The sequence below is a fragment of the Microcoleus sp. D2_18a_D3 genome, assembly GCF_036702455.1.
In the GTDB taxonomy this organism is placed as follows: Bacteria; Cyanobacteriota; Cyanobacteriia; order Cyanobacteriales; family Microcoleaceae; genus Microcoleus.
Genome location: NZ_JAUBTK010000008.1, coordinates 1 through 23,248, shown reverse-complemented (window position 1 = coordinate 23,248; position 23,248 = coordinate 1). Strand labels below are relative to the sequence as shown.

Annotated in this window: 16 protein-coding genes; 12 read left to right on the top strand and 4 right to left on the bottom strand. The window is 47.4% G+C overall.

Going from position 1 to position 23,248, the window contains the following annotated elements; genetic code table 11:
* Positions 1–63 precede the first annotated feature (63 nt).
* Together QUB06_RS05935 and QUB06_RS05930 are read left to right on the top strand one after the other, a co-directional pair.
* A complete protein-coding gene (locus tag QUB06_RS05935) occupies positions 64–1,212 on the top strand; it encodes an ADP-ribosylglycohydrolase family protein (protein ID WP_333282976.1) in 1,149 nt (382 codons plus the stop codon).
* 432 nt (positions 1,213–1,644) lie between these two features.
* Entirely contained in the window at positions 1,645–4,200 is a 2,556-nt protein-coding gene (locus QUB06_RS05930) for an HDIG domain-containing metalloprotein (protein ID WP_333282974.1), read from the top strand.
* A gap of 553 nt (positions 4,201–4,753) precedes the next feature.
* Here the strand turns inward: QUB06_RS05930 and QUB06_RS05925 are convergent.
* On the bottom strand, positions 4,754–5,620 hold the full coding sequence (locus QUB06_RS05925) for a carbohydrate ABC transporter permease (RefSeq protein WP_333434504.1): 867 nt from the start codon (positions 5,618–5,620) through the stop codon (positions 4,754–4,756).
* Between the two features lie 66 nt (positions 5,621–5,686).
* On the opposite strand from QUB06_RS05925, the gene rpsF reads away from it, so the two are divergent.
* A complete protein-coding gene (rpsF, locus tag QUB06_RS05920) occupies positions 5,687–6,022 on the top strand; it encodes a 30S ribosomal protein S6 (protein WP_015176119.1) in 336 nt (111 codons plus the stop codon).
* Between the two features lie 214 nt (positions 6,023–6,236).
* On the opposite strand, the gene QUB06_RS05915 is transcribed toward rpsF, so the two are convergent.
* Complete coding sequence (locus tag QUB06_RS05915; protein ID WP_333282966.1) at positions 6,237–9,248, bottom strand: EAL domain-containing protein; 3,012 nt, start codon at positions 9,246–9,248, stop codon at positions 6,237–6,239.
* Positions 9,249–9,647: 399 nt separating this feature from the next.
* On the bottom strand, positions 9,648–10,472 hold the full coding sequence (locus tag QUB06_RS05910; protein ID WP_333434503.1) for a prohibitin family protein: 825 nt from the start codon (positions 10,470–10,472) through the stop codon (positions 9,648–9,650).
* Positions 10,473–11,109: 637 nt separating this feature from the next.
* Here QUB06_RS05910 and nfi point away from each other — a divergent pair.
* From nfi to QUB06_RS05885, 5 genes are all read left to right on the top strand, one after another.
* The gene (gene nfi / locus QUB06_RS05905) at positions 11,110–11,763 is read left to right on the top strand and encodes a deoxyribonuclease V (RefSeq protein WP_333282957.1); all 654 of its coding nucleotides are present in this window, start codon (positions 11,110–11,112) and stop codon (positions 11,761–11,763) included.
* A gap of 475 nt (positions 11,764–12,238) precedes the next feature.
* Positions 12,239–12,469 (top strand): KGG domain-containing protein, encoded by a 231-nt coding sequence (locus QUB06_RS05900; protein ID WP_006631632.1) that lies wholly within the window; start codon positions 12,239–12,241, stop codon positions 12,467–12,469.
* A 790-nt stretch (positions 12,470–13,259) separates the two neighbouring features.
* Entirely contained in the window at positions 13,260–13,790 is a 531-nt protein-coding gene (locus QUB06_RS05895; RefSeq protein ID WP_333282954.1) for an FHA domain-containing protein, read from the top strand.
* A gap of 234 nt (positions 13,791–14,024) precedes the next feature.
* Entirely contained in the window at positions 14,025–16,028 is a 2,004-nt protein-coding gene (locus QUB06_RS05890; protein ID WP_333282951.1) for an FHA domain-containing protein, read from the top strand.
* A gap of 385 nt (positions 16,029–16,413) precedes the next feature.
* Complete coding sequence (locus tag QUB06_RS05885; protein WP_333048473.1) at positions 16,414–16,842, top strand: hypothetical protein; 429 nt, start codon at positions 16,414–16,416, stop codon at positions 16,840–16,842.
* Between the two features lie 70 nt (positions 16,843–16,912).
* Here QUB06_RS05885 and QUB06_RS05880 read toward each other — a convergent pair whose 3' ends face one another.
* Positions 16,913–17,086, bottom strand: a complete 174-nt coding sequence (locus QUB06_RS05880) for a hypothetical protein (protein ID WP_333282999.1) — start codon at positions 17,084–17,086, stop codon at positions 16,913–16,915.
* On the opposite strand from QUB06_RS05880, the gene QUB06_RS05875 reads away from it, so the two are divergent.
* From QUB06_RS05875 to QUB06_RS05860, 4 genes are all read left to right on the top strand, one after another.
* On the top strand, positions 17,037–18,134 hold the full coding sequence (locus tag QUB06_RS05875) for a DNA cytosine methyltransferase (protein ID WP_333282947.1): 1,098 nt from the start codon (positions 17,037–17,039) through the stop codon (positions 18,132–18,134). The two genes, QUB06_RS05880 and QUB06_RS05875, sit on opposite strands and share 50 nt — an antisense overlap.
* A gap of 770 nt (positions 18,135–18,904) precedes the next feature.
* Positions 18,905–20,245, top strand: coding sequence for a tRNA (N6-isopentenyl adenosine(37)-C2)-methylthiotransferase MiaB (gene miaB / locus QUB06_RS05870; RefSeq protein WP_333042505.1), 1,341 nt, complete (start codon positions 18,905–18,907; stop codon positions 20,243–20,245).
* 197 nt (positions 20,246–20,442) lie between these two features.
* Entirely contained in the window at positions 20,443–21,513 is a 1,071-nt protein-coding gene (locus QUB06_RS05865; RefSeq protein ID WP_333282944.1) for a D-alanine--D-alanine ligase family protein, read from the top strand.
* 257 nt (positions 21,514–21,770) lie between these two features.
* Positions 21,771–22,853, top strand: coding sequence for an AI-2E family transporter (locus QUB06_RS05860; RefSeq protein ID WP_333434502.1), 1,083 nt, complete (start codon positions 21,771–21,773; stop codon positions 22,851–22,853).
* Positions 22,854–23,248: the final 395 nt, after the last annotated feature.

The window sequence follows — 23,248 nt, the reverse complement described above, 5'->3', positions numbered from 1 at the left end:
AGGATACCAGAAAAAATTATAAATTATAAATTACCAATTACTAACAACTTGAGTTAAATTAAAATGCGGCATTCCCTGTTTAGCAAGTTTCAAGGAACCATCCTGGGGGCAGTTTTAGGAGACTCTCTAGGCCTGCAATACCAGAGGCAACTCGTGGGTATTCCCCCCCAAACAGAAGACTTGCAGCCGATTTTACAACTGACGAAACACCAACAATTGACCATAAGAGGGGCAACATTGGCGTTGAATTCTGTCAACAGTAAAATCCCAAGTGGCAAAGACTCATCGGCATCCGGGAGACTTGCGGTAGCGTGCGCTCAAAGTTTAATTCGGTGTAGGGGTTTAGATTTAAAAGATTGGCGCGATACTTGGGAAGCATTTGCCAAGTCGGAAATCTATCATCCCCGCAACAGTGAGTTTCAAACCCTGCTTAACCCTGGTGAAGCTGCAATTGCTGCGCTGCCATCGGCGATGTTTTTTCACGAAAATAAAGCCAAGCTGCGAGAAAAAATCATGCTGGCGATAGAGGTTTGGCACAACGAAAACCAGCCAGAATGGGAAACAGCAATTTTAGCAGTAGCATTTACGATCGCCCGATCTCTCAAAGAAAGACTTGACCCCGCGACAGCGATCGAGCAAACACTTGCCTACCTGAAAACAGAGAATGCCTTAACAGAGCTGCTGCTGCAAGTGCAAATACTACTAGAAAAGGGAGCCGATTTAGAAACAGCCGCCACTCATCTTTGCAAAAGCGCCACAGCTTTGCGAGAAAGACAGGGCGAAGGTGAGAAAAAATTACAAACCGAGTCAATTGTCAACCCAGGAAATTTCATTCCCATTGCCTTAGCTTTCTACTGCTTTTTGAACACCCCAGAAGACTTGCGCTTGTCAGTGGTGCGGGCTGCCCGCTGTGGTATAGCCGGACAAATAACCTGCGCTTTGACAGGAGCTTTGTCTGGAGCCTATAACGGCGTTGCTGGGATTCCTGTAGAATGGCGACAGGTATCTTCGGCTGAGGTTAATTCGCTGCAGCTAGCCGACGGCCGAGAACCTTCGCTCTGGGGAACTGGCAGCGATGTAAAAATTGTAGAGTTAGCAAATAACCTGTTTGCTGTTTGGGCAGGAGTTTACAGCCCCGATGCCGGACTCGATTCCGCAGCGCTAGCCCGATCGGTGGCTGCACCTTATGTCATTAGACCTCGTAAAATATAAAGGTTGGAGCTTTTACTGGTAAGGGGAAACCAGAAATTAGCAATTAGCAATTAACAAGTCAAAAGCGAAAGTGGAAGGAGAGCCACAATTAAAGATTAAAAAGTGAAAAATTAAATGTGAAAAATTAAATCGGACGCGCCTGCCCCAACAAGCCAGGTTTAAACGAGAATATGGGGTTGGGAAACGAAGAATCTACCGAGAAACAAGGTTTTTAGCCCTCGCGCGCGAGTTCTGTTCCAGATAGACAAGGGAAGCAAAGAAGCTGCTTGGGTTGTTGGCCACCGTCAGGAAAGCCAACTGCTGGCGATAGTCACGCAAAGTAGCCTAGAGGGTTGAAGATTCAGCCACGGTAGTTCGGATAAAATCAATCAAGATGCATAGTCAGAAATTCTGACAAAGCTGCTGGATAACAGTGATATATCTTCGACACAAATGAATACGCTCTCCTCATTGATGCGGCAGATTGAGCAGCTAGGGGCTGCGCGCTCACTGCGCCAACACATTGCTAAAGTGCAAAATGGCTGCAGCAAAGCAGATACCGAGCGCGCTGGCGGGCCTCTCCTGAGCCGTTTGTCGCGCCCGAAATGGCTTCTTCCCGAGACTTTTACTACTAGATTTACAAGTAAAACCTCCAAATCCAGCCTCAAAAATCAAGCTCGTTCCCCTATGTTGGCGCTGGTAGCGGTAGTTTCCCTAAGCAGCACTCTGGGCCACCGCTTCTACAACCAGCCGAAACTGGATGTGGGGACGAAAGCTCCTCAGACGATTAAGGCTCCTGCTACTGCTAGCATCCCCGATTACAAAACTACTGAAGAACAGCGGAAAGCAGCGCGGATCGGGGCTGTAGCGATATTAATGCTGGATTCTGCGGTCGATCGACAAATTTATCAAGAATTGCAACAATTTTTGCAGCAGGGAAGCGAGCTGCGGGAGGCGGTAGGCCCGTTTCCGTTTGCGAGTCCCTCGGCGCTCTCACTTGCTGTTCAGGTTTACTTGCGGAGCTGTCCTGAGTGGGAGTGGCGCTGGATTTTGGCGCAAGCGGGGGACAAAAGTGCAACTTCCGAGCGGTTGAGCTTGGATTCCCCCGCAGTTGCTGGGCAGACGGAGAACCAGTCTCGGCAGGAGGCTATCGCTCAACTGCAAGCTTACAGCCGATCGCTCCCGGCAGCAGACTTTCAAAGCCTGACAGACAGTATTTCCTCGGCTCGCCAACGCTATCTCAATGCTGTGGAGGCGCTGGAAAAACCGTCGGTTTCCGGGCTACCCCAGATATACGATACTTCGCTGTTTGGTTTGTCGGAGGCAGTGTGGCAGAAAACCCAAACCGGTATGAGTCGGGCGGCAAAAAGGATGGTGGCTCAAGGTATCCCGCAGGGCTTGCCAAAAGAGATTTTGAAAGAAGCTGTGAAGCTGCAAGTGGCAGATGAAGTGCCGTTAGAGTCCCAAGCTTTGGCGGTTGAGGGTTTAACAGCGATTTTGCAGCCAAATCTGGTGAGAGATCCCGAGGAAACCAAACAGCTAGCTGAATTAGCAGCCCAAAAGGTGAAACCGGTGATGATCGCAGTAGATCAGGGCGAGATAATTGTTGCACAAGGACAAGATATCTCGCAGGAAGATTTCGTGTTGCTCGACTATTTTGGTTTAAGCCGGCGGGGGGTGAATTGGCTGGGGCTGACGGGTTTTGTTTGTTTAGTCGCGGGGGCAATTGCGATCGTACTGCTGGTGGAAAGGCACTACCGGTTGCGCCGGAGAGATCATTTGCTATTGCTGCTGCTGACTTTGAGCGCGCCGGTGCTGGTGAGTTTGGGGCTGCCTTGGACGAGTTTGCCGGCGATCGGGATTTTAGCGGGCGGCTTCTACGGTTCAGCGGTGGGAGTGACTGTGGTGGGGCTGCTGTCGGCGCTGCTGCCCGTTGGCTTAAATGTGGACTTGATTCATTTGGTGGCTAGCGGGGCGGGGGGATTGCTGGGCGCTTTTATGGCCGGGCGGCTGCGATCGCGCGAGGAATTGGCTCTTTTGGGCGTGGCTGTCGGCTTGACTCTGGGCACGGTTTATCTGGTGGGGACTTTGATTGCCAGCGCGGCAGCCGGTGCTATTTGGTACGTCGTACTGGGTACGGTGGGCGCGCAAAGTTTGGCCGGTTTGGCTTGGAGCGTTGTGGCGATCGGCATCAGCCCTTATTTGGAACACGTTTTTGACTTGATTACGCCGATCCGGCTGGCGGAACTTGCCAATCCCAACCGCCCGCTGTTGAAGAAATTGGCCGCCGAGGCTCCGGGGACTTTTCAGCACACGCTGTTTGTGGCGAGTTTGGCGGAGGCTGCGGCCCGGGAACTCGGCTGCAATGTTGAGCTGGTCAGAACTGGGACATTATACCACGATATTGGAAAAATGCACGACCCGCTGGGATTTTGTGAAAATCAAATGGGTGGGGGCAACAAACACGATGAAATTAATGACCCTTGGGCGAGCGCGGAGATTATTAAAAAGCACGTTACCGAGGGTTTGGTGATGGCGCGGAAGCATCGATTGCCGAAGGCAATTCAGGCGTTTATTCCCGAACACCAAGGTACAATGTTAATTGCTTATTTCTACCACCAAGCGCAGCAAATTGCTGCAAAAGAAATAGAAGATTTAAAGATTGCTTTGCCAGATGCGGATAATTCAAAGTTAACAATCGCAAGTCGCCAAGTGAGGGAGGAGGATTTTCGCTATGACGGGCCGATTCCGCAGTCGCGCGAAACGGGAATTCTGATGCTGGCGGATTCTTGCGAGGCTGCTTTGCGATCGCTCAAGGATGCTACTCATGAAGAGGCGTTGAATATGGTTAATCGGATTTTGAGGGCTCGCTGGCAGGATAATCAGTTGATTGATTCGGATTTAACGCGGGAGGATATGTCTCTAATTGCGGAGATTTTTGTGCGAGTTTGGGAACAGTTCAATCACAAGCGGATTGCTTATCCTAGCGCAGTTTTTACTCCCAGGTAGGAGGAAATTTTTAGTTAGGAAAAATCAGTTCGCATTTCAGTTCTGAATGAGATTTCATTGCGATTTTCCCCGCAAAGCGCCATGCACTTCAGGATTATCGCTGACAATTACCACACTTTGTTTGATTCCTCAAAATTCCGAAGAGTGGATATCTCTTTCGCCTGCTAGGTGCGATCGCAATTTTTGCCAGTCTTGGGCATCGATCGCATTTGCAAAAGCCATGATATAGCGCTTCTCAAAAAAGTGAGGTATGCGCTATGCCCTATGCGCTATGCGCTATGCCCTATGCGCTATGCCCTATGCCCTATGCCCTATGCGCTATGCCCTATGCGCTATGCCCTATGCCCTATGCCCTATGCCCATGAGTACCTCATCTTTCTGAGAAAGGCTATAGTATCTACAGCCCCAGCGCGGTCAACAATCCAGCGGATGTCCGGTAGTTCGTACATAACAAATAAATTTTGTGAGTTGTATCGCAGAAGGAATAAATACTAATTTTTGACTTGCAATCCCCATGCCCCATGCCCCATGCCCCATGCCCCATGCCCTCATTCTATCCTTTGACTCCGGCGGCGGTTTCTGTTGGCACAATGTATTTTTGCAAGAGCAAAAAGAGTCCCAAAACTGGAACAATAGAAATAATAGAACCCGCCGCAACTAAACGCCAATCTAAAGAAAATGTCCCGGCTAAATTGGCTACCCCTAAAGGTAAAGTGTAATATTCCGGCCTGTCTAAAACGAGCAGCGGCCACAGAAAGTCGCTCCAAGAACCGATAAATACGAAAATTCCTAAAGTGACTAAAGCTGGCTTAATTGCCGGAATCATGACGTGCCACCAAATGCCTAATTCGCTGCAGCCGTCGATGCGGGCGGCTTCTTCTAGTTCTTTGGGAACTGCTAGAAATGCTTGTCGTAATAAAAATATGCCGAAGGCTGAGGCTAGTCCGGGAAAGATTACGCCTAAATAACTATTTTTTAGTCCGAGTTGTACAGTCAATATGTATAGGGGAATCATGACTATTTGGAAGGGAATCATGATTGTGGAAATGATCGTGATTAAGATGGCTTCGCGGCCGCGAAATTTGAGTCTGGCTAAGGGGTAAGCGGCGAGGGCGCAAAAGAGGATGTTGATGCTAACTGTGAGGCAGGCTATTAGGGTGCTGTTGAATAGGTAGCGGCCGAAGGGGTTTGTTTGCCAAACTTTGATGAAGTTTTCGAGGGTTGGCTGTTGTGGCCACAGTTGCGGGGGAAATTGAAAGATGTTTTCGTTGGGGGATTTGAGGGACGTACTGAGCAGCCACAGCAAGGGAAACAGCATTAAAAGTGCGATCGCGCTCATGATGCTGTACGTCCACAGGGTGCTCCACGGCGAGGGAGTGTTGTTTGGGGAATTTGATTTTTTAGTTTTGAGATTGTTCATTGTTGGGATATGATAATAAGTCCTTGCTTCGTGAGAAGCCTTGTTGTCCATAAGGGGATTATTGCCATGAAACCGTTTATTTACGAAACTATGTACATTCTGCGCCCTGATTTGGGTGAGGAAATGACAGACCAGGCGATCGCTAAATATCAAACTATTTTGCGCGATCAAGGTGCTGAAAACATCGAAACTCAGCACCGCGGCAAGCGCCGTTTGGCTTACGAAATCGGCAAGCACCGCGACGGAGTATACGTTCAAATGAACTATACAGCTCCGGGCGCTGCAATTTTTACCCTAGAGCGCGCGATGCGTCTGAGCGAAGAAGTGATTCGCTATTTGACGATCAAGCAAGATGTGCCAGATGCACCTGAAGCGGAAGCGGAAGCTGAAGTCGCCGAGTAGCACTCGTGTCAACTTAACGTCTTATACCAATTTAATGTGAAGTTGCATATATTTCGAGCCGCCTAAATCCCCCTTATTAAGGGGGGTTAGGGGGGATCAGATTCTATGCAGCCTCATATAAAATTGGTATCTCCGAGAGATAAACAGTTTTAACCCAAGCGTATTGCCTTATTGACAATCAAGCAATTTGATCCGGTTAAATATTTGGTTCAGTTCACCATTTCGGCGATCGCCTCAACAAGGCTGTAGCTGCCTCACTGTCGAGAGGTTTAGAGAAAAAGTACCCCTGACCGTACTCGCAGCCGATCGACCGCATTTGAGCCAATTGGACAGCGGTTTCGACCCCTTCTGCCACTACCTCCATCCCCAAACTGCGCGCCAGCATGACGATCGCCCGCACGATTTCCAAATTTTCCCCCATTTCCCCGATGCGACTGACAAAAGAGCGATCGACCTTCAAAATATTAATCGGGAACTTGTGCAAATAACTCAGAGACGAATAACCAGTGCCAAAATCATCAATGCACAAATCAATCCCCAAGTCTCTCAACTGCGACAGCATCGCCGCCGCCGCTTCCCCATCTTCCATCACCACACTCTCAGTAATCTCCAACTTCAAACAGCGAGCATCAACACCCGTTTCCTGCAAAACTTGCTTAATTTGCTCGATGGATTCCGGTTCAGAAAACTGCCTCCCGGAAAGATTTACTGCTACAGTCAACCGCGAATTTCCCACAGGTAAATTCAAACTCTGCCACTTAATAATTTGGCGGCAGCTTTCGTTCAAAACCCACAAACCCAAAGGCATAATTAACCCAGTTTCCTCCGCCATCGCAATAAATTCCATCGGGGAAACTAAACCGCGCTCCGGGTGCAGCCAGCGCACCAGCGCCTCAAATCCGATAACAGAACCAGTTTTCAAACTAACGATCGGCTGATAATAAACAGTAAAAGGACATTCCAATTTTAAAGCGGTCACTTGCGACTTCGGACGCTCCAATCTCCGATCTATTTCACTCATCGGCGAGTTTTCCGCCGCCGTCCCACAGGCGAAATCCACGATCGAATATTTCAAATTTAGTTCTTCAACCGACTCCCGCAAATCGTTTTCCAAGTGCATCAAAGCCACAGCGCGAGCGTGCATCGCACTGGTAAAAACTTCGTAGCGAGCTTTACCGAGAGCTTTTGCCCGGTACATCGCAATATCAGCATCCCGCAAAATATCTCCCGGCCACTGATATTTGTCGGTATTCAAAGCAATGCCGATGCTAGCAGTAATTAAAACTTTATTACCTTCCAAATTCAGCGGTCGTTCGATCGTTTTGAGAATTGCCTTTGCTTGGGCGATCGCCTCATCAACACCGTGAATTTCTTCCAGCAAAATCACAAACTCATCTCCCCCCAGACGAGCCACCGTATCGCCTGGCCGCAAACAAGTCAAGAGACGGCGAGCCACAGCCACCAACAGCCGATCGCCCGTGCGGTGTCCCTGACTGTCATTAATCACCTTAAACCTGTCCAAATCCAGAAACAGCACCGCAAACTGATAGGTTGGATGCCGTTGGGCGCGGGCAAAAGCTTGCCCCAACCGGTCAGTCAACAAAGCACGGTTCGGCAACTCCGTCAGCGCATCGTGCAAAGCATCGTGCAACAATTGTTCTTCAGCCAGCTTGCGCTCAGTCACGTCGTGACAGTTGACCACAATTCCCCGCACCGAAGGTTCGTCGAGCAAATTCGTCGCCACCGCTTCCAACACGCACCAAGAACCGTCCTTGTGTTGCACTCGGTATTCCGCCATTCCCAGGCTAACTTTCGGCATTTGCATGACACCTTTGAACACTTGATCCACTATCAGCAATTCGTCAGGGTGAATCAAGTCAAATATAGACCGGCCGAGGACTTCCGCCGTCGGGTAGCCCAAAATTCGCTCTAGGGAAGGAGATACATAGCGGCAAAAGCCTTTTTCGTCGAGAATCACAATAATGTCTCTAGCATTTTCAATCAACGATCGAAAGCGCTTCTCGCTTTGCCGCAGCTCTTGTTCCGTGCGCTTCCGATCGGTAATATCGGTATTCATGTAAATCAGACCGACAATTTTCCCTGTAGCGTCTTTAATAGCATCGGCCCGCAGCAACACTTGCAAAGTTTCACCGCTTTTAGTGCGGTTGATAATTTCACCAAACCAAGAATAACCTTGGGCGATCGTGTCGAGTACCTCCCTGGCGACTGCGGGGTCAGCAAAAACTGCCGATATACCTCCGGCTAGTTTAAATTCCTCTGCGGTGTCCCATTCAAATAGCTGAGAAAACGCTTGATTTTGATAAATGTGAGTGCCGTTCGCATCGCTGATGCCGATCGCGTCGCTCGAACTTTCCACCGCCTTGCGAGTCAGCACCAGAGCTTCTTCTGCCCGCTTGCGCTCGGTAATGTCAATCCCTACCAGACAAGCTGCTTTGCCGTGATCGTACTTTTGAGCCACAATCAAATAGTATCCCTCCGACTGTCCCCCGTCGGTTTGTACCTTAACGTTGAGTTCTTTAACCGCTTCCGTAGCGTCGCCGGCAAAAAACTCCACCACAAAAGAGTTAAAATCCGAGCTCGCGCCTAGAAAACCAATATCTTGACCGACAAAAGCCGACGGCGGCAAACCATGCAGTTTGGCTAAGTGCTGGTTAACCCCCAAATAGCGCAAATCCGAGCTAATCCAAGATACTGTGCCCGGAACTGCTTCCAAAATCGTTTGCAGTTGGTCGTTAGCTTGCTGCAATGCTTGCTGCACTTCACATATTGGTTCCGACAAGTCCGACTGAATCCCTACAAAGTGAGTCAAATTAGCGTTGTCGTCTCGCACGGGAGATAGCGATAATTTGCTCCAAAAAGGACTGCCGTCTTTGCGGTAATTTTTGATTGTTGTCTGGAGTTCTAGACCTTGGCGCAAGGCGTCGCGGATCTTAGCTACAGTAGTTCGATCGGTATCCGGGCCTTGCAAAAACCGGCAATTACGCCCCAAGATTTCACTGGCGCAGTAACCCGTCATCCGTTCAAAGGCCGGATTGCAATAAATTATGGGACAATCGGGTGCATTGGCGTCAGCAATGACAATGCCGCTGCTAGTAGCTGCCAAGGCTCGATCGCGCAGCCACAGGGCTTCTGACGCAGAATGGCGATCGGCGGCACTCCCCACTTCACCTAAATTAGAAATTGACTGGTTCTCCCGATCTCCCATCAGCCGAACTTTCAAGCAAACCTTTACAATTTCCGAGTTGTTTCTTACTCTAACGTTTTTCAGGACTCGCGCAACGTAAATTGTATCTTGGTATTTAAGTAAGCGGGATTTAACTCAGATGTTGCACCATTCTCAATTACTTGTTTAGGAACAGGCTTTTCGGCCTGTTCCACAAGAAAACTCATTCTTTGTGGAACGGGCATCTTGCCCGTTCTTGACAATGGTGCAACATCTGAGATTCAACCTTAGTTGTTAGTTGTATTTTATACGCTTGCTGTTCGGCATTTAAAAAAGCACATCTTCACATCCGCAGTGAAAAACCCTCTATTCTTCCCCCCCTCAGACTCTCTCCCCCTCCCCCCTTCTCCCCGCGCCCTGGCCATCATGATCCGCAGCAGCTTATTTAGCAGGAGTTGCAGCTTGAGAACTCGGCGGCGCAATATTAATTAATGGCAAAGTTCCGCCTCCTCCCATTACTGTCGGAAACTGGCCGTTCCATTTTTCAATTGCTTGCTGCTGCAAAATTTCGGCTGTTAATGTTTGCCGCTGCAAGCGTTGAGCTTCGGCTTTACCTTTAGCGCGGTTAATTTCAGCTTTAGCATCTTGGGTTGCTTTTTGAACAGTAAATTCTGCTTGTTTAGCTTCTTGTTCGGCTATTTGTTTCGATTCGATGGCTTTGCTAAATTCTGGAGAAAACCCAAAATTTATTAACGAAACATCTCTGACAATGACGCCGTAAGGTTCCAAGCGCTTTTTAAGGCTGTTGTCGATTTCTGTTTTGAGTTCGGTGCGCTTAGTGATAATTTCTTCGGCGGTTTTTTTAGAAGTTGCTGCTTTGAGAACTTCCGAAATAGCCGGACTCAGAATGCTGGCAACAATTTGTTCTTCGTCTCCTATTTGTTGGTAAATTTGATTTACTTTTGCGGGGTCAACATTCCAGTTAACTGCCAAATCGGTCGTAATGCTTTGCAAATCTTTGGATGCTGCATCTGCTTTTAAATCTGTTTTTTGTACCCTCACGCTGAGAGTTTTTACAGAGGTGACGATCGGGAAAATCGGGTGAATGCCTTCATCTAAAATCGCGTCTTGAACTTTCCCGAAGCGCATCATAACGCCGCGTTCCCCTGGGCCGACGAGGGCAAAAGGTCTTAAAATTAAGGCGGCGATGATGAAGACGATGCCACCGACGATGTAGAGAGCTAGGTTGTACTGAACACTTTGCATGGTTTTCATATGTTGATTTACCTATGTTGTGTTAATTGATGTTAGTTTTATATTCGATCTTATCTAAGATTATAGCTTCATGTTAATGGTGCAACAACTCATAAATTCATTGATTTTTTTTCATAAAAGTCATATACTTGCGAGGGTCTGGGAACCTCTTAGCTCGATGAGCGGGGATGAACAATGGCACTTGTAGCTGGGTGGGATTATTGATGAATAAATGTTTCAATTATCTTGACAAACAGGAGTTTTTTAGATAAAGCAGAAGTAAATAGATAGCTCGATCGCTCTCCGACCCGCGATAAAAGGGCGATCGGAAAGACAAAGCTTTCTAGAAAGCTAAAAAATCAGCATCAAATAGGTATTTTTTGTAAATTTTGAGTAGAAAATTGGAGAAGTGTGCCGATAAAACCTTTGGGGGTTGGTTCCAGCACAAGCGAAAGATAGAATTTCAATCTCCGACTTACAGACTCTATTTGGAGAATTGGCATCGGCCGGCCTTGCTCAACCCTCCTGAGTAGAAAAAAAGACTCCTTGGGCAAGTTGGGAATTTATGGCTACAAACGATAAAGATCCGAGTTTAAAAATGCCCGAAAATAAGTTAAGCTTAGATGAGAACGGTTGAAGAGAAATCAAAATGTTGCAGCGACACCCTTGGCCGCAGACAGTTGAAGAGGCGATCGCCATTCAAGAACAGCTTCGGTCAGAGGTAATTACCGAAAATCAACTGGACACAGTTCGGTACGTCGCAGGCGTAGATGTCGGCTACGACAGTGCAAACGATGTATCGCGGGCCGCTGTAACAGTTCTGAGCTTTCCCGACTTGCAGTTGCAGCAGCAAGCTGTGGTTCGCAGTCCTACAACTTTTCCTTATATTCCGGGTTTCCTGTCTTTTCGAGAAGTGCCGGCAGTTCTCGAAGCTTTGGAAAATATCAGTTTGACGCCAGACTTGATATTGTGCGACGGTCAAGGACTAGCCCACCCCCGCCGATTCGGTCTTGCTTGCCATTTGGGGGTTTTGACAGGGATTCCCACGATCGGAGTTGCCAAAAATCGATTTATTGGAGAACATTCAGAAGTCGGACTCGATCGGGGCAGTTGGCAACCCTTGCTGTTGGAGGGCTCAACGGTAGGAGCCGCGCTGAGGACGCAAACAGGGGTAAAGCCGATGTATGTGTCGATAGGTCATAAGGTAAACTTGATCAGTGCGATCGAGTACGTCCTGCGCTGCGCCCCAAAATATCGCTTACCAGAAACAACTCGATCGGCAGACCAACTCACATCGGGATAACTGGCAAGCGCGGAATGCCCCAAAAAAAAAGTAAAAAGACCAAAAAAGCATCCGTCTTTGGACTTTTAATTTTTGAGGTGGCGCCGCCCGAGTCGAAAAATCCTCTGAGTCTACTGCCAATCAGCTTTCGGTTCCATCCTTCCTGCGAACTAAAGCATCCTTCCAGCGAACTAAAGAATGACTATACCTGAGAAAGAGGTATAAAAGTCGGGGGGGTTTATAGAATGATTGAAAGACAGTAACCAGCTTAAAACATTGGCGGCTCTAACTATAGTGCCCGGGCGTGAACTATTTTTAGTTCACATTTGTAAATGATGAAAGATTCATTCTGCGAGTTAAACCAAAAGCTTAGATTCGTCAGATGAGGTTTCATAATTTACCGTCGGATATCTCACCACTGACTGGGAGTAACCATGACAGTGGGAGGCGAAGGCGCGATCGAGCTAAAAAATCAGAAACAAACAAGGAGACAGTCATGGCTGAGAAAAGCAAACGCGGATTCGCTTCTATGGATGCAGAAAAACAGCGCGCAATTGCTAGCAAAGGCGGAAAAGCTGCACACGAGAAAGGAACTGCACACGAATTCACCCCTGAAGAAGCCAGACAAGCTGGTCAAAAAGGCGGCGAAGCTGTCAGCAGAAATCGCGAACACATGGCTCAAATTGGTCGCGAAGGCGGTCGGAAAAGCCGCAAGAGCGAAGCTTAAGTCTCTGAAGGCTGGCCCTGTAATGAAAGATTGCACAGTTGCAGCGTGAGAGATAGCACTAGGACAGTAAACGTTTGAGGAGGTGGGGCGATCGAAGTTACCAAGGTAGTTCGATCGTCCAACCTCCAAAATTCGTGACTAGCGCACCAAAGCCTCGCAAGGGTGAAAATCCCACAGGAATTAGTTTTTAGCAATCGCTGGCCAATCTTGAACGGCAATTTTTTAACCAAGCTGCGCTAAATAATTGTGCGGGAAAGAAAAGCTGATGAGAAGTAGTCAGAAGACAGAATTCAGAATTCAGAATACCCCATGCCCCAAGTGAGGTGTAACTCACATCTTGCACAATTCTCAAGAACAGGCTTTCCGGCCTGTTCCACAAAGAGTAGATTTTCTTGTGGAACAGGCATCTTGCCTGTTCATAAAAGGATTATTGAGAATGGTGCAACATATGAGGTGTAACTGTCACGGAAAGAATTTTTATCTTCCACGATTAAAAGCGGGGGCTTCAAACCCCAATTTTCCATCCTGTCGCACACAATCCATTCTGGATTCTGGCTGTTGAATTCTGAATTCTTCTTCGGTAAACGCGAGTCAGTCTCTCAAAAAAAAGCCAATACGAGTACAAAAAGCCCCGAAGTCAGGGCTTTTTTGTTGTGCTGCACATAATATTTTTAGAAGTGCGATCGAGTCGGCGTCAATAATTATAATTAAGTTTTTTGGTGAGGAAGTCCGTCCTCAAAATAAATCAGTTAATATTTTTTTATATTTTTGAGCAGCACACTATACAATCATGACAAACCAGCTCACTTTAGCATGGACAGAAGCTGGGGTTCGTCAAACTCTGACAATTGAAAACGGACAGCCGAGCAAAAATCCGGGAACCGTCAGGCTAGGGCGCGATCCGGCGAAGTGCGATATAGTATTTTCGCATCCCAGCGTATCGGGGCTGCACGTTGAAATATTTTTTAATCAGGAATTGCAGGAGTATGCAGTGCGGAATTTGCGCGAAAGCAATCCGCCGCTGGTAGACGGAAAAATTCTCGCCCGAGGCGAAGCAAAATTGAACTCGGGAAGCCACATCCATTTAGGCCAAGTGCAAATTGAGGTGGTGAATGTGACACAGGTGCAGGTAGCCGCGCCCCAGACTGTTTTGCTGTCTGGGCCTCCCGCACCTACTAACTTTCACCCGACGGGGCCTTCACAATATGGTTTGCAGTGTCCCAAATGCAGCCGAATTTCGCCTTACGCACAGTTGAATGCGGGGTGTCCGTGGTGCGGTACTTCTTTGGCGGCGGCGGCGAGTGTGATGCTGTCTCCGTGAAAGTTGGAAAAACTGAGATGTTGCACCATTCTCAAGAACGGGCTCTGGGGCCCGTTCCACAAAGAGTGAATTTTCTTGTGGAACAGGCCGGAAAGCCTGTTCATAAAAGGCTAATTGACAATGGTGCAAGATTTAAGAAAAACGGAAAATCAGGGTATCCGCTAAACACTCTCAAATTCACAAATCTTTTTTGCAGAAAGCTCAAAGCCGACGGCTGATGTTTAAAAAATAATCATGAATTCTCAACCCTTGCGCCTGCGACTGACTTGGACAGATACAGCTACGGGGGATTGTCGATCCCCCATACTCGACTTACCCATCGCTTTGGGACGAATTTTTGAAGCTATGCCCGCCACTATCAACGGGAAACGAGTTTCTCGAATTGCCCTCAGCAGCAGTCAAGTTTCTCGCTTTCACGCAGTGATTGGCACCGAAGGTAACAGTATTTTACTTACTGACACGGGTAGCCGTAACGGTACTTTTGTTAACGGCATTCGCCAAACCCGTTGCGTGCTGGCAAACGGGGATATGCTGCAAGTTGGGCCCTACGCGATCGGCATTTCTTTTGCTGTGAATTCCCCAGAAACGCCATCGGTCAATTCTCACATTTTCTTTAACCCGCAGACCAATGGGCCAGACCCCACATTGGGGCAGCCAATAATGTTGCAGGTTCCTCAAACAGGTAGTAGGGGAGAATTTCCGCCGATCGCATTTTTGCAAGCTTCTCAAGTGTCAATGCGATCGCTCCAATCTATGGGACTCCCTATGACAGAAGTTGATTGGGCTGCCGTTGGCGGCGGTTTGGGCAGTTTTATTTGGGTGGATTTGCTGAGAATTTGCGGCGTGAAAATCGATCGAATTGCGGTTTTGGGCATGGAAAACCAGCCTTACGCCCGCTATCTGCGTCTATGCCTGAATTCCCAAATTCCGCTGCGGGAACGCCTACGATCGAATTCTGACTCTTGTCCAGACAATATTTGGGGGTGGCCTCCCTATGCTTTGCGGGAAGCTTGGCGGGAATTGCTCAAAGGGCGTTTGGGAGTATCACTGAAGTTGATGTGGCAGGTGTTTGCTGAACCGACTTTTGCCGAAACTTATACGCCTCGCGCGGGAAATGTGTTTGATTCTATTGACAGGGAAGTCGATCGAATTGGGTGGAATCAGATGTTTCGCTACGGTAGAGTGCGGGGAATTCGCAAAACAGATGACGGCAGGTACGCGATCGCTTATTCTCGATCGAATGCGGATCACCGCGAGCACGCTTTTTTAATCGCCAAATACGTACACTTAGCCACCGGCTATCCCGCCATTCAATTTCTGCCCGACTTGCAAGCTTACCGCGAAAAAACCCAGGATTTTGAGTCGGTTGTCAACGCTTACGAAAGCCACGACAGTGTTTACGAAAAATTGGAAGCCAGCGGTGGCAGCGTGTTAATTAGAGGCCGGGGAATTGTCGCTTCCCGCGTAGTGCAGCGAATTTACGAAGCGCGACAGCGGAACCGCAACATTCAAGTATTGCATTTGATGCGATCGCCCAAACCTCAAGGTAACAAATTTAAACTCGCTGAGCGAAGAGTCGAAAATCACTACGAATTTCAACCTTTCAACTGGCCGAAAGCTTGCTGGGGCGGGGAACTCCGCGTACTTTTGGAAAAAGTCGCCCCTGAATTGCGGCCGCAGTTGCTCACAGACTGGGGCGGCACTACCACCGCCCAGCGCAGCGACTGGCGGCGGATTGTCAAAGAAGGTTTAAGTCAAGGATGGTATCAAATTACCTTCGGGGAAGTCGAGCGAGTCGAGCGCGACAGTCAAAACCGCACGGTGACGTACATTAAGGAGAAGGAACTTAAAGGGCAAATTAAGTTAGAGGCTGATTTTATTATTGACGCTACGGGTTTGGACGCTAAGGTAAAAACCAGTCCCCTGTTAAACGATTTGGTAGCTCAATATAATCTTCCCCTCAACGGTTTGGGCCGGCTGAGTGTTAACAACGATTTTGAAGTGCCCGAATTGCGGAATTCTTCTGCTAGCAACACAGAAGGCCGGGTATACGCAGCCGGCGCGATTACTTTGGGGGGGCCTTACGCGCCGGTAGACAGTTTTTTGGGCTTGCAATACGCCGCCTTGCGATCGGTTGAAAGTCTGGCCGCCAACCGAGTTCTGGGTGTGCGGAAATTGAGCGTTTGGCGATCGTTCGTGCAGTGGTTGAAGTGGGTTTTAAATAAATCTCCCGGCTAACTTGAAGGAGGAAGCTCGGCAACAAGCAATGTACAGGATTTAATGGATTTAACTGAGATATTGCACTATTTCAATAGGTTTTTTACGGGCGGGCAGGATGCCCCCCCCACAAGCAAACTCACTCTTTGTGGAACAGGCATCTTGCCTGTTCTTGAAAATGGTAAAAGATGTAAGATTTAAGTGATTAAAACGAACTTCGCCTTCAATCTAAAATCTAAAATCTAAAATCTAAAATCGAACAACTTTCCCATTCAATCTAAAATCTAAAATCTAAAATCTAAAATCGAACAACCTTCCCATTCAATCTAAAATCTAAAATCTAAAATCTAAAATCGAACAACCTTCCCATTCAATCTAAAATCCAAAATCTAAAATCTAAAATCGCATGACTCCCACCTTATTCGGCCGTTGGCAAACTCGGTTATTGTTATTTGCAACCGTAGGCGTTTTAGTAACGCTGCCCTTTTGTCTGGGTTTAATTACCTCCCAATCAGGCTCAATCTTTTTCTGGATTTTAGGGTATGTAGCGATTTTTGGCATCGGCTGGGATGCTTTATATATATACATCCAGCAGTTCCGCTGGGATCGAGATTGGCCCGGCGCGTTTCAATTACTCGCTGGGATTTGGGAAGCACTTTTTGTGTTATTTTTAATCAAAATTATCGGTTTGCCTGGGATACCTGCACAAGATTTTGACTTGGGAGCTTTTGCTTTGCATTATAGTTTAGTGTGGCTGGCTATTTATCTGGCATCGCAAACACTGATGCGAATTTTGTTTCCCCACTGGCGTTTCCGAGGTGGCCAATGGTTGTAAGAATATCTGTAGCGGCGGTTTTTACCCACAATAATCGCCTCAAATCCATAATCTAATAAACCCGCCCCGGCTATTCTACCAATTCCCCATGCCCCATTCCCCATGCCCAATTCCCCATGCCCCATTCCCAATTCCCCATGCCCAATTCCCAATTCCCCATCCCCTGTATATTCTCATTTTTTTCGGGTTCTGGCTTGCTCGATCTGGGTTTTGAGTCGATCGGCTTTAATGTAGCGTATGTCAATGAAATTTTCCCACCTTTCATGCAAGCATACCGCTATTCTCGGCAGTGCATGAATTTGCCGCTACCAGAATACGGATATTGCGAAGGAGAGGAAGCAGATGTAACTCGACTTGTAGGGGGAGAACCCGCTTTTCGCCTGCGGGAATTGATGCAGGATGCCCGCAAGCATCACGATATTGTGGGATTTATCGCGGGGCCGCCTTGTCCTGACTTTTCTATTGGTGGCAAAAACCGGGGTGGGGAAGGAGATAAAGGTCAACTTTCAGCTTCATACATTGAATTGATTTGCCAGCAGCAGCCAGATTTCTTTTTATTTGAAAATGTCAAAGGTTTGTGGAGAACCAAAAAACATAAAGCTTTTTACGACGCACTCAAAAATCAGTTGGCTGATTCGGGATACGTTTTTGCCGAACGTTTAATTAATGCGATAGAATACGGTGTCCCGCAAGATAGGGATAGAATTATTTTGATTGGGCTTAGAAAAAACCTTGTCAAAAATCTGGGCATTTCCCTAGAGGAAAAAAGCCAAATGTTATCCGAAAGTTTATTTCCTTGGCAAAGTCAGATATTATATCCCAAATCAGAAATTTTTTCTCATCCTTGGCCGGAGAGAACTGCCTTTGCAGGTGATGGTTTCGTGCCTTGTCCTGATGGCATTCCCCAAGATTTAACGGTAGAATTTTGGTTCCAAAAAAATGACGTTCTCAACCATCCCAATGCCGAACACTATTTTCAACCCAAAGCAGGTCTTAAGCGGTTTGCGTCCGTTGATGAAGGAGATGATTCAAAAAAATCTTTCAAGCGATTGCACCGATGGCGTTATTCGCCAACAGCTTGTTACGGCAATAACGAAGTTCATTTGCACCCTTACAAACTTCGCCGGCTTTCTGTTGCAGAAACACTGGCTATTCAGTCACTGCCAAAAGATTTTGCACTGCCGGCCCAAATGACGTTGACTAATATGTTTAAAACTGTTGGCAATGGGGTTCCTTATTTGGCTGCACAAGGTATTGCCAAAACAATTTTACAGTTTTTACAGACAAAATAAAGAGAGAAATAGGCACAAATAAACATTAGGATCGCGAATTATACCAATTTTTCATGAGGTTGCATAGAATCCGATCCCCCCTAGCCAAGAGGGCGGGCACGGGGGCACCGCCCCTACTAAGGGGGGGACAAGATTCTTCTCAAAGTCAACCCCTACTCCCCAACAATCAGGGGGATTTAGGGGGATCGAGATATGTGCAACTTCACATTAAATTAGTATTAAATAATTTACACAAGTTTGTGGGGAGTAGGGGTTGGGCTTATAGCCCGCCCTTTCTGGACGGGCGGGACGCCCATCCCACAAGAACCATCACGCATTGTAAGTTATTTAATTCTCATTCCTTAGCATCAGGACTTTGGGTGTAGGGTGCGTGAGGGCGAGTAGTTTTTGAACTCAAACTGTGATATTTTTAATACTCACGCACCGCCAAAACTAGATTTTGGTGCGTGATGCACGGTTTAAGATTGATTGTCGGTAGCGCAAGTTAATCGCCGCGCCTCACACACCCTACAGATTTGTGAAAGTGGTTTTTTTAAGAGGCAAGATTGTATGCCTTTGCAAACTATCTTGAAAGGCATTTGCGTTTATCTGCGTTTATCTGCGGTTTCCCCTATCCATCAAAGATTTATGCAATAAGTCTCATAAACAGCAGAGGGTGCTGAGAAAGAGAAAACACTGATAAAAAGAAAAGTTCACAAAGGGTTTAGACTTGTTATATAATAGTTGGTTAAGGTTGAAAACCTATATTTTTTATTTGCCTGCAATTCGCCATGACCGTTAAACCCCGCCGCTATCACATCACTACTTTCGGATGCCAGATGAATAAAGCCGACTCGGAACGGATGGCCGGCATTCTGGAAAATATGGGCTTTGAGTTCTCGGAAGACCCGAACGAAGCTAGCTTGATTCTCTACAATACTTGCACAATTCGCGATAATGCCGAACAAAGAGTTTATTCTAACCTGGGAAGGCAAGCTCATCGCAAGCGCCAAGAACCGGGTTTAACTTTAATTGTAGCTGGATGCGTGGCGCAGCAGGAAGGTGAAGCGCTGCTGCGGAGAGTACCGGAATTAGACTTAGTAATGGGGCCACAACACGCTAACCGACTTGAAGATTTGCTGGAACAAGTTTTTGAGGGCAATCAAGTTGTGGCGACTGAAGCTGTTGAGATTATGGAGGATATTACTAAGCCGCGCCGCGACAGCAAGGTGACTGCTTGGGTGAATGTAATTTACGGCTGCAATGAACGCTGCACTTATTGTGTTGTCCCCAATGTTCGCGGGGTTGAACAGTCGCGGATGCCGGAGGCAATTCGCGCGGAAATGGAGGATTTGGGCCGTCAAGGTTACAAGGAAGTAACTTTGTTGGGGCAAAATATTGATGCTTACGGACGCGATTTGCCGGGGACAAAACCGGACGGCAGCAACCAGCATACTTTGACGGATTTGCTTTATTTTGTGCAGGATGTGCCTGGAGTCGATCGCCTCAGATTTGCTACTAGCCACCCGCGCTATTTTACGGAAAGATTGATTAAGGCTTGTGCGGAATTACCGCAGGTTTGCGAACATTTTCACATTCCTTTTCAGTCGGGAGATAATGATATTTTGAAGGCGATGTCGCGGGGTTATACTCAGGAAAAATATCGCCGGATTATTGATACAATTCGCCGTTATATGCCGGATGCTTCGATTACTGCAGATGCGATTGTCGGTTTTCCTGGGGAGACGGAAGCGCAGTTTGAGAAGACTTTGAAGTTAATCGAAGATGTTGGTTTCGATTTGGTGAATACTGCTGCTTATTCCCCTCGCCCTGGGACGCCGGCCGCTTTGTGGGAAAATCAGTTGAGTGAGGAGGTGAAAGCCGATCGCCTGCAACGAATCAATCATGTAGTCACAACAACGGCGATGGAACGATCGCAGCGCTATTTCGGACGCACTGAAGAGGTTTTGGTGGAAGTCCAGAATCTTAAAGATTCAACTCAGGTGATGGGGCGCACTCGCGGCAATCGTCTCACATTTTTTAAGGGCGATATTGCTGAATTGGCGGGTAAAATTGTGCGGGTTAAAATTACAGATATTCGCGCTTTTAGTTTGACGGGGGAAATGCTTTAAATAGCACCGGAATGAGATAGGGGACGGCTTACTGGTGAACTTTTCTAAGAAGATGTAATTTTTTTTACCGCCGAGGGCGCAGAGGACACAGAGGAAGAGTGGAAGGGAGGAGATAAGTAGTCTTAAAGCGGTTCGTATGTGCCTTAGTTGCGCTCTCTGCGTGTATATTTGTCGAAAAGTCCTAGGAGTAGTGAAAAATGACAATGATGCGGATCGGGCTATTGTTCGGGGGGCGATCGGGCGAACACGAAGTCTCAATTAGTTCGGCGCGGGCGATCGCCGGCGCCCTCGCTGCGGAGGAAAATGCGTCTAAATACGAAGTTCTGCCCTTTTATATCCAAAAAAACGGCCGCTGGCTGTCGGGAACATTACCTCAACAAGTCTTAGCCACCGGAAAACCTCTGGAAATAGAGGAACAAACAGGAGAAGACGACTCTCCGGCTGGACAATTTCCTAATTTTAATGCTGTAGATGTTTGGTTCCCGGTTTTGCACGGGCCAAACGGTGAAGATGGTACGGTGCAAGGGTTGCTGAAATTAATGCAAGTTCCTTTTGTCGGTTCCGGGGTTTTAGGTTCGGCGCTGGGAATGGATAAAATTGCCATGAAAATGGCTTTTGCTCAAGCTGGTTTGCCGCAGGTAAAATACATCGCTGTTAACCGTTCGGAAATCTGGTCTAATCCTTGCGTTTTCCCTAAACTCTGTGATAAAATTGAAGCAGCTTTGGGCTATCCTTGCTTTGTTAAACCGGCCAATTTGGGTTCGTCTGTGGGAATTTCTAAAGCTCGATCGCGCGCTGAATTAGAAGCTGCTCTCGACAGCGCCGCCAGCTACGACAGGCGGATAATTGTCGAAGCGGGTGTGGTGGCTAGAGAATTAGAATGTGCAGTTTTAGGTAACGACAACCCCAAAGCTTCAACGGTGGGAGAAATTAGTTTTCAAAGCGATTTCTACGACTACGAAACTAAATATACCCAGGGACAAGCCGACTGCTCAATCCCGGCAAAAGTCAGCGGTGCGATCGTCTCGCAAATCCAAGAAATGGCAGTGCAAGCATTTTTGGCTGTAGACGCGGCAGGTTTAGCGCGAGTAGACTTTTTCTACATTGAATCAACCGGAGAAGTTTTGATTAACGAAATCAACACTTTTCCTGGCTTTACAGCTACCAGTATGTATCCGCAAATGTGGGCAGCGGACGGCATTTCTTTCCCTGAATTAGTAGACCGTTTAATTCAATTAGCTCTCGAACGGCATGGTGAAAAAGGCTGAATCGCGCGCTGCAAACCGCTGCCGTGCCAACCGAAAAGAAATTATTTTCGCAGGTAATATATCCATACCAGCGGAAACGATATAACATAGTTGTGGCAGGCACTGCCTGCCAGCAACCCAATTTACCCTGGCAGAGCAACTGAGAAGTTTCAGCAGTCGGGTATAAATAAATGCACTATAAAATGGTTAACAGAGAAGGGCAAATAGCAGCGCCAATCTCACATCTTGCATCTCAAATTTTAACTCGGTTAACTTAGATGAGACGTTTCACTCAACTGCAGCAGTGGTGGACTTACGGACTGGTATTTCCCCTAGCGGTACTCAACTGCTGGTTAGCCCTCCTAGTCTTTGAATATTTTCGCGCCCTGATTACTGTTTTGGTAGTGGCTACAGTGCTGTCTTTTTTGCTAGATTATCCAGTGCGCTTTCTGCACAGATACGGCTTGAAGCGCGATCGAGCAGTTTTGTCGGTATTGTTTTTGACTTTACTGCTATTGGTGGTTTTAGGTCTGACTCTAGCCCCCATTCTGCTAAACCAAATTACTGAACTTGCCACCCGACTGCCGACTTGGATAGTTTCTGGCACAGAACAGATTGAAGCGTTCAACAAGTGGGCGGAAAATCGCAATCTCCGCATTGATGTCAGCGGTTTGACTACTCAATTGAGCGATCGACTTTCATCTCAATTGCAGTCACTCACTGGCGAAATTCTCAAATTTGGCTTGGGTGCTGCAGACAGTCTGTTGAATTTCCTCCTCACAATAGTCGTGACATTCTACTTGCTCTTGCACGGCGATCGCGTGTGGGAAGGATTGTTTAAATGGTTTCCTTCCAAGCATAGTCTTCAATTGCGAGAGTTGCTGGCGCGAAGCTTCCACAACTACTTCGTCGGCCAAGCAACTTTGGCGGGCTTGATGGGACTGTCTATTACTGTTGCTTTTTTAATTATGCGAGTTCCCTTCGGACTTCTGTTCGGTTTGGGTGTGGGTGTAATGACTATGATTCCCTTCGGGGCACCTTTCAGTATTTGCATTGTCAGTTTGCTGATCACATTAAACAACTTTTGGCTGGGCGTGACAGTTTTAGCTGTTGCTACAGTAATTGAGCAAATAATTGAAAGCGGGGTTGCTCCTCGGTTATTAGGCGGTTTTATCGGTCTCAATCCTGTGTGGATTTTAGTGTCACTGCTGGTGGGGGTTAAGGTGGCAGGAATAGCAGGTTTGTTAGTTGCTGTGCCGATGGCCGGTTTTATTAAGAATACTGTTGATGTTTTGGAAAGTTCGAGGAACAAGTCGAGGGAAATCGATTCGGTTAGTTCCATTGAACCTATGGAGCAATAAAATTCCTCCATAGGTTCAAAATTTAGATTTCAAAAGAGTTTTTGCAGGCTATTGTGACCGAAAGCATCCAGGATACAAGCCCCCGAATTTATCCGTGGGGTCAATGCTTCAATTCTTTAATCTAAAATCTAAAATCTAAAATCGATTGACTTAGGTTTAGTTGGTACTTTAGCTTGAGGCTTTATATCAAATCCGGTAGCATCGGAATTATTCCTCTCTGTATTCTCTCCCTCGGCGTTCTCTGCGCCCTCTGCGGTTAAATCATTCCGATACAGTTAGAGAGTCGATGGCAGAGTGTCCCCTACCATCTCTCCTACAATTAGAGTCGATGCCTGTGTTACCACAGGACACCTCTCCTTCAGAACGCGGACGTGCAGCTTTCACTGCATCCGGCT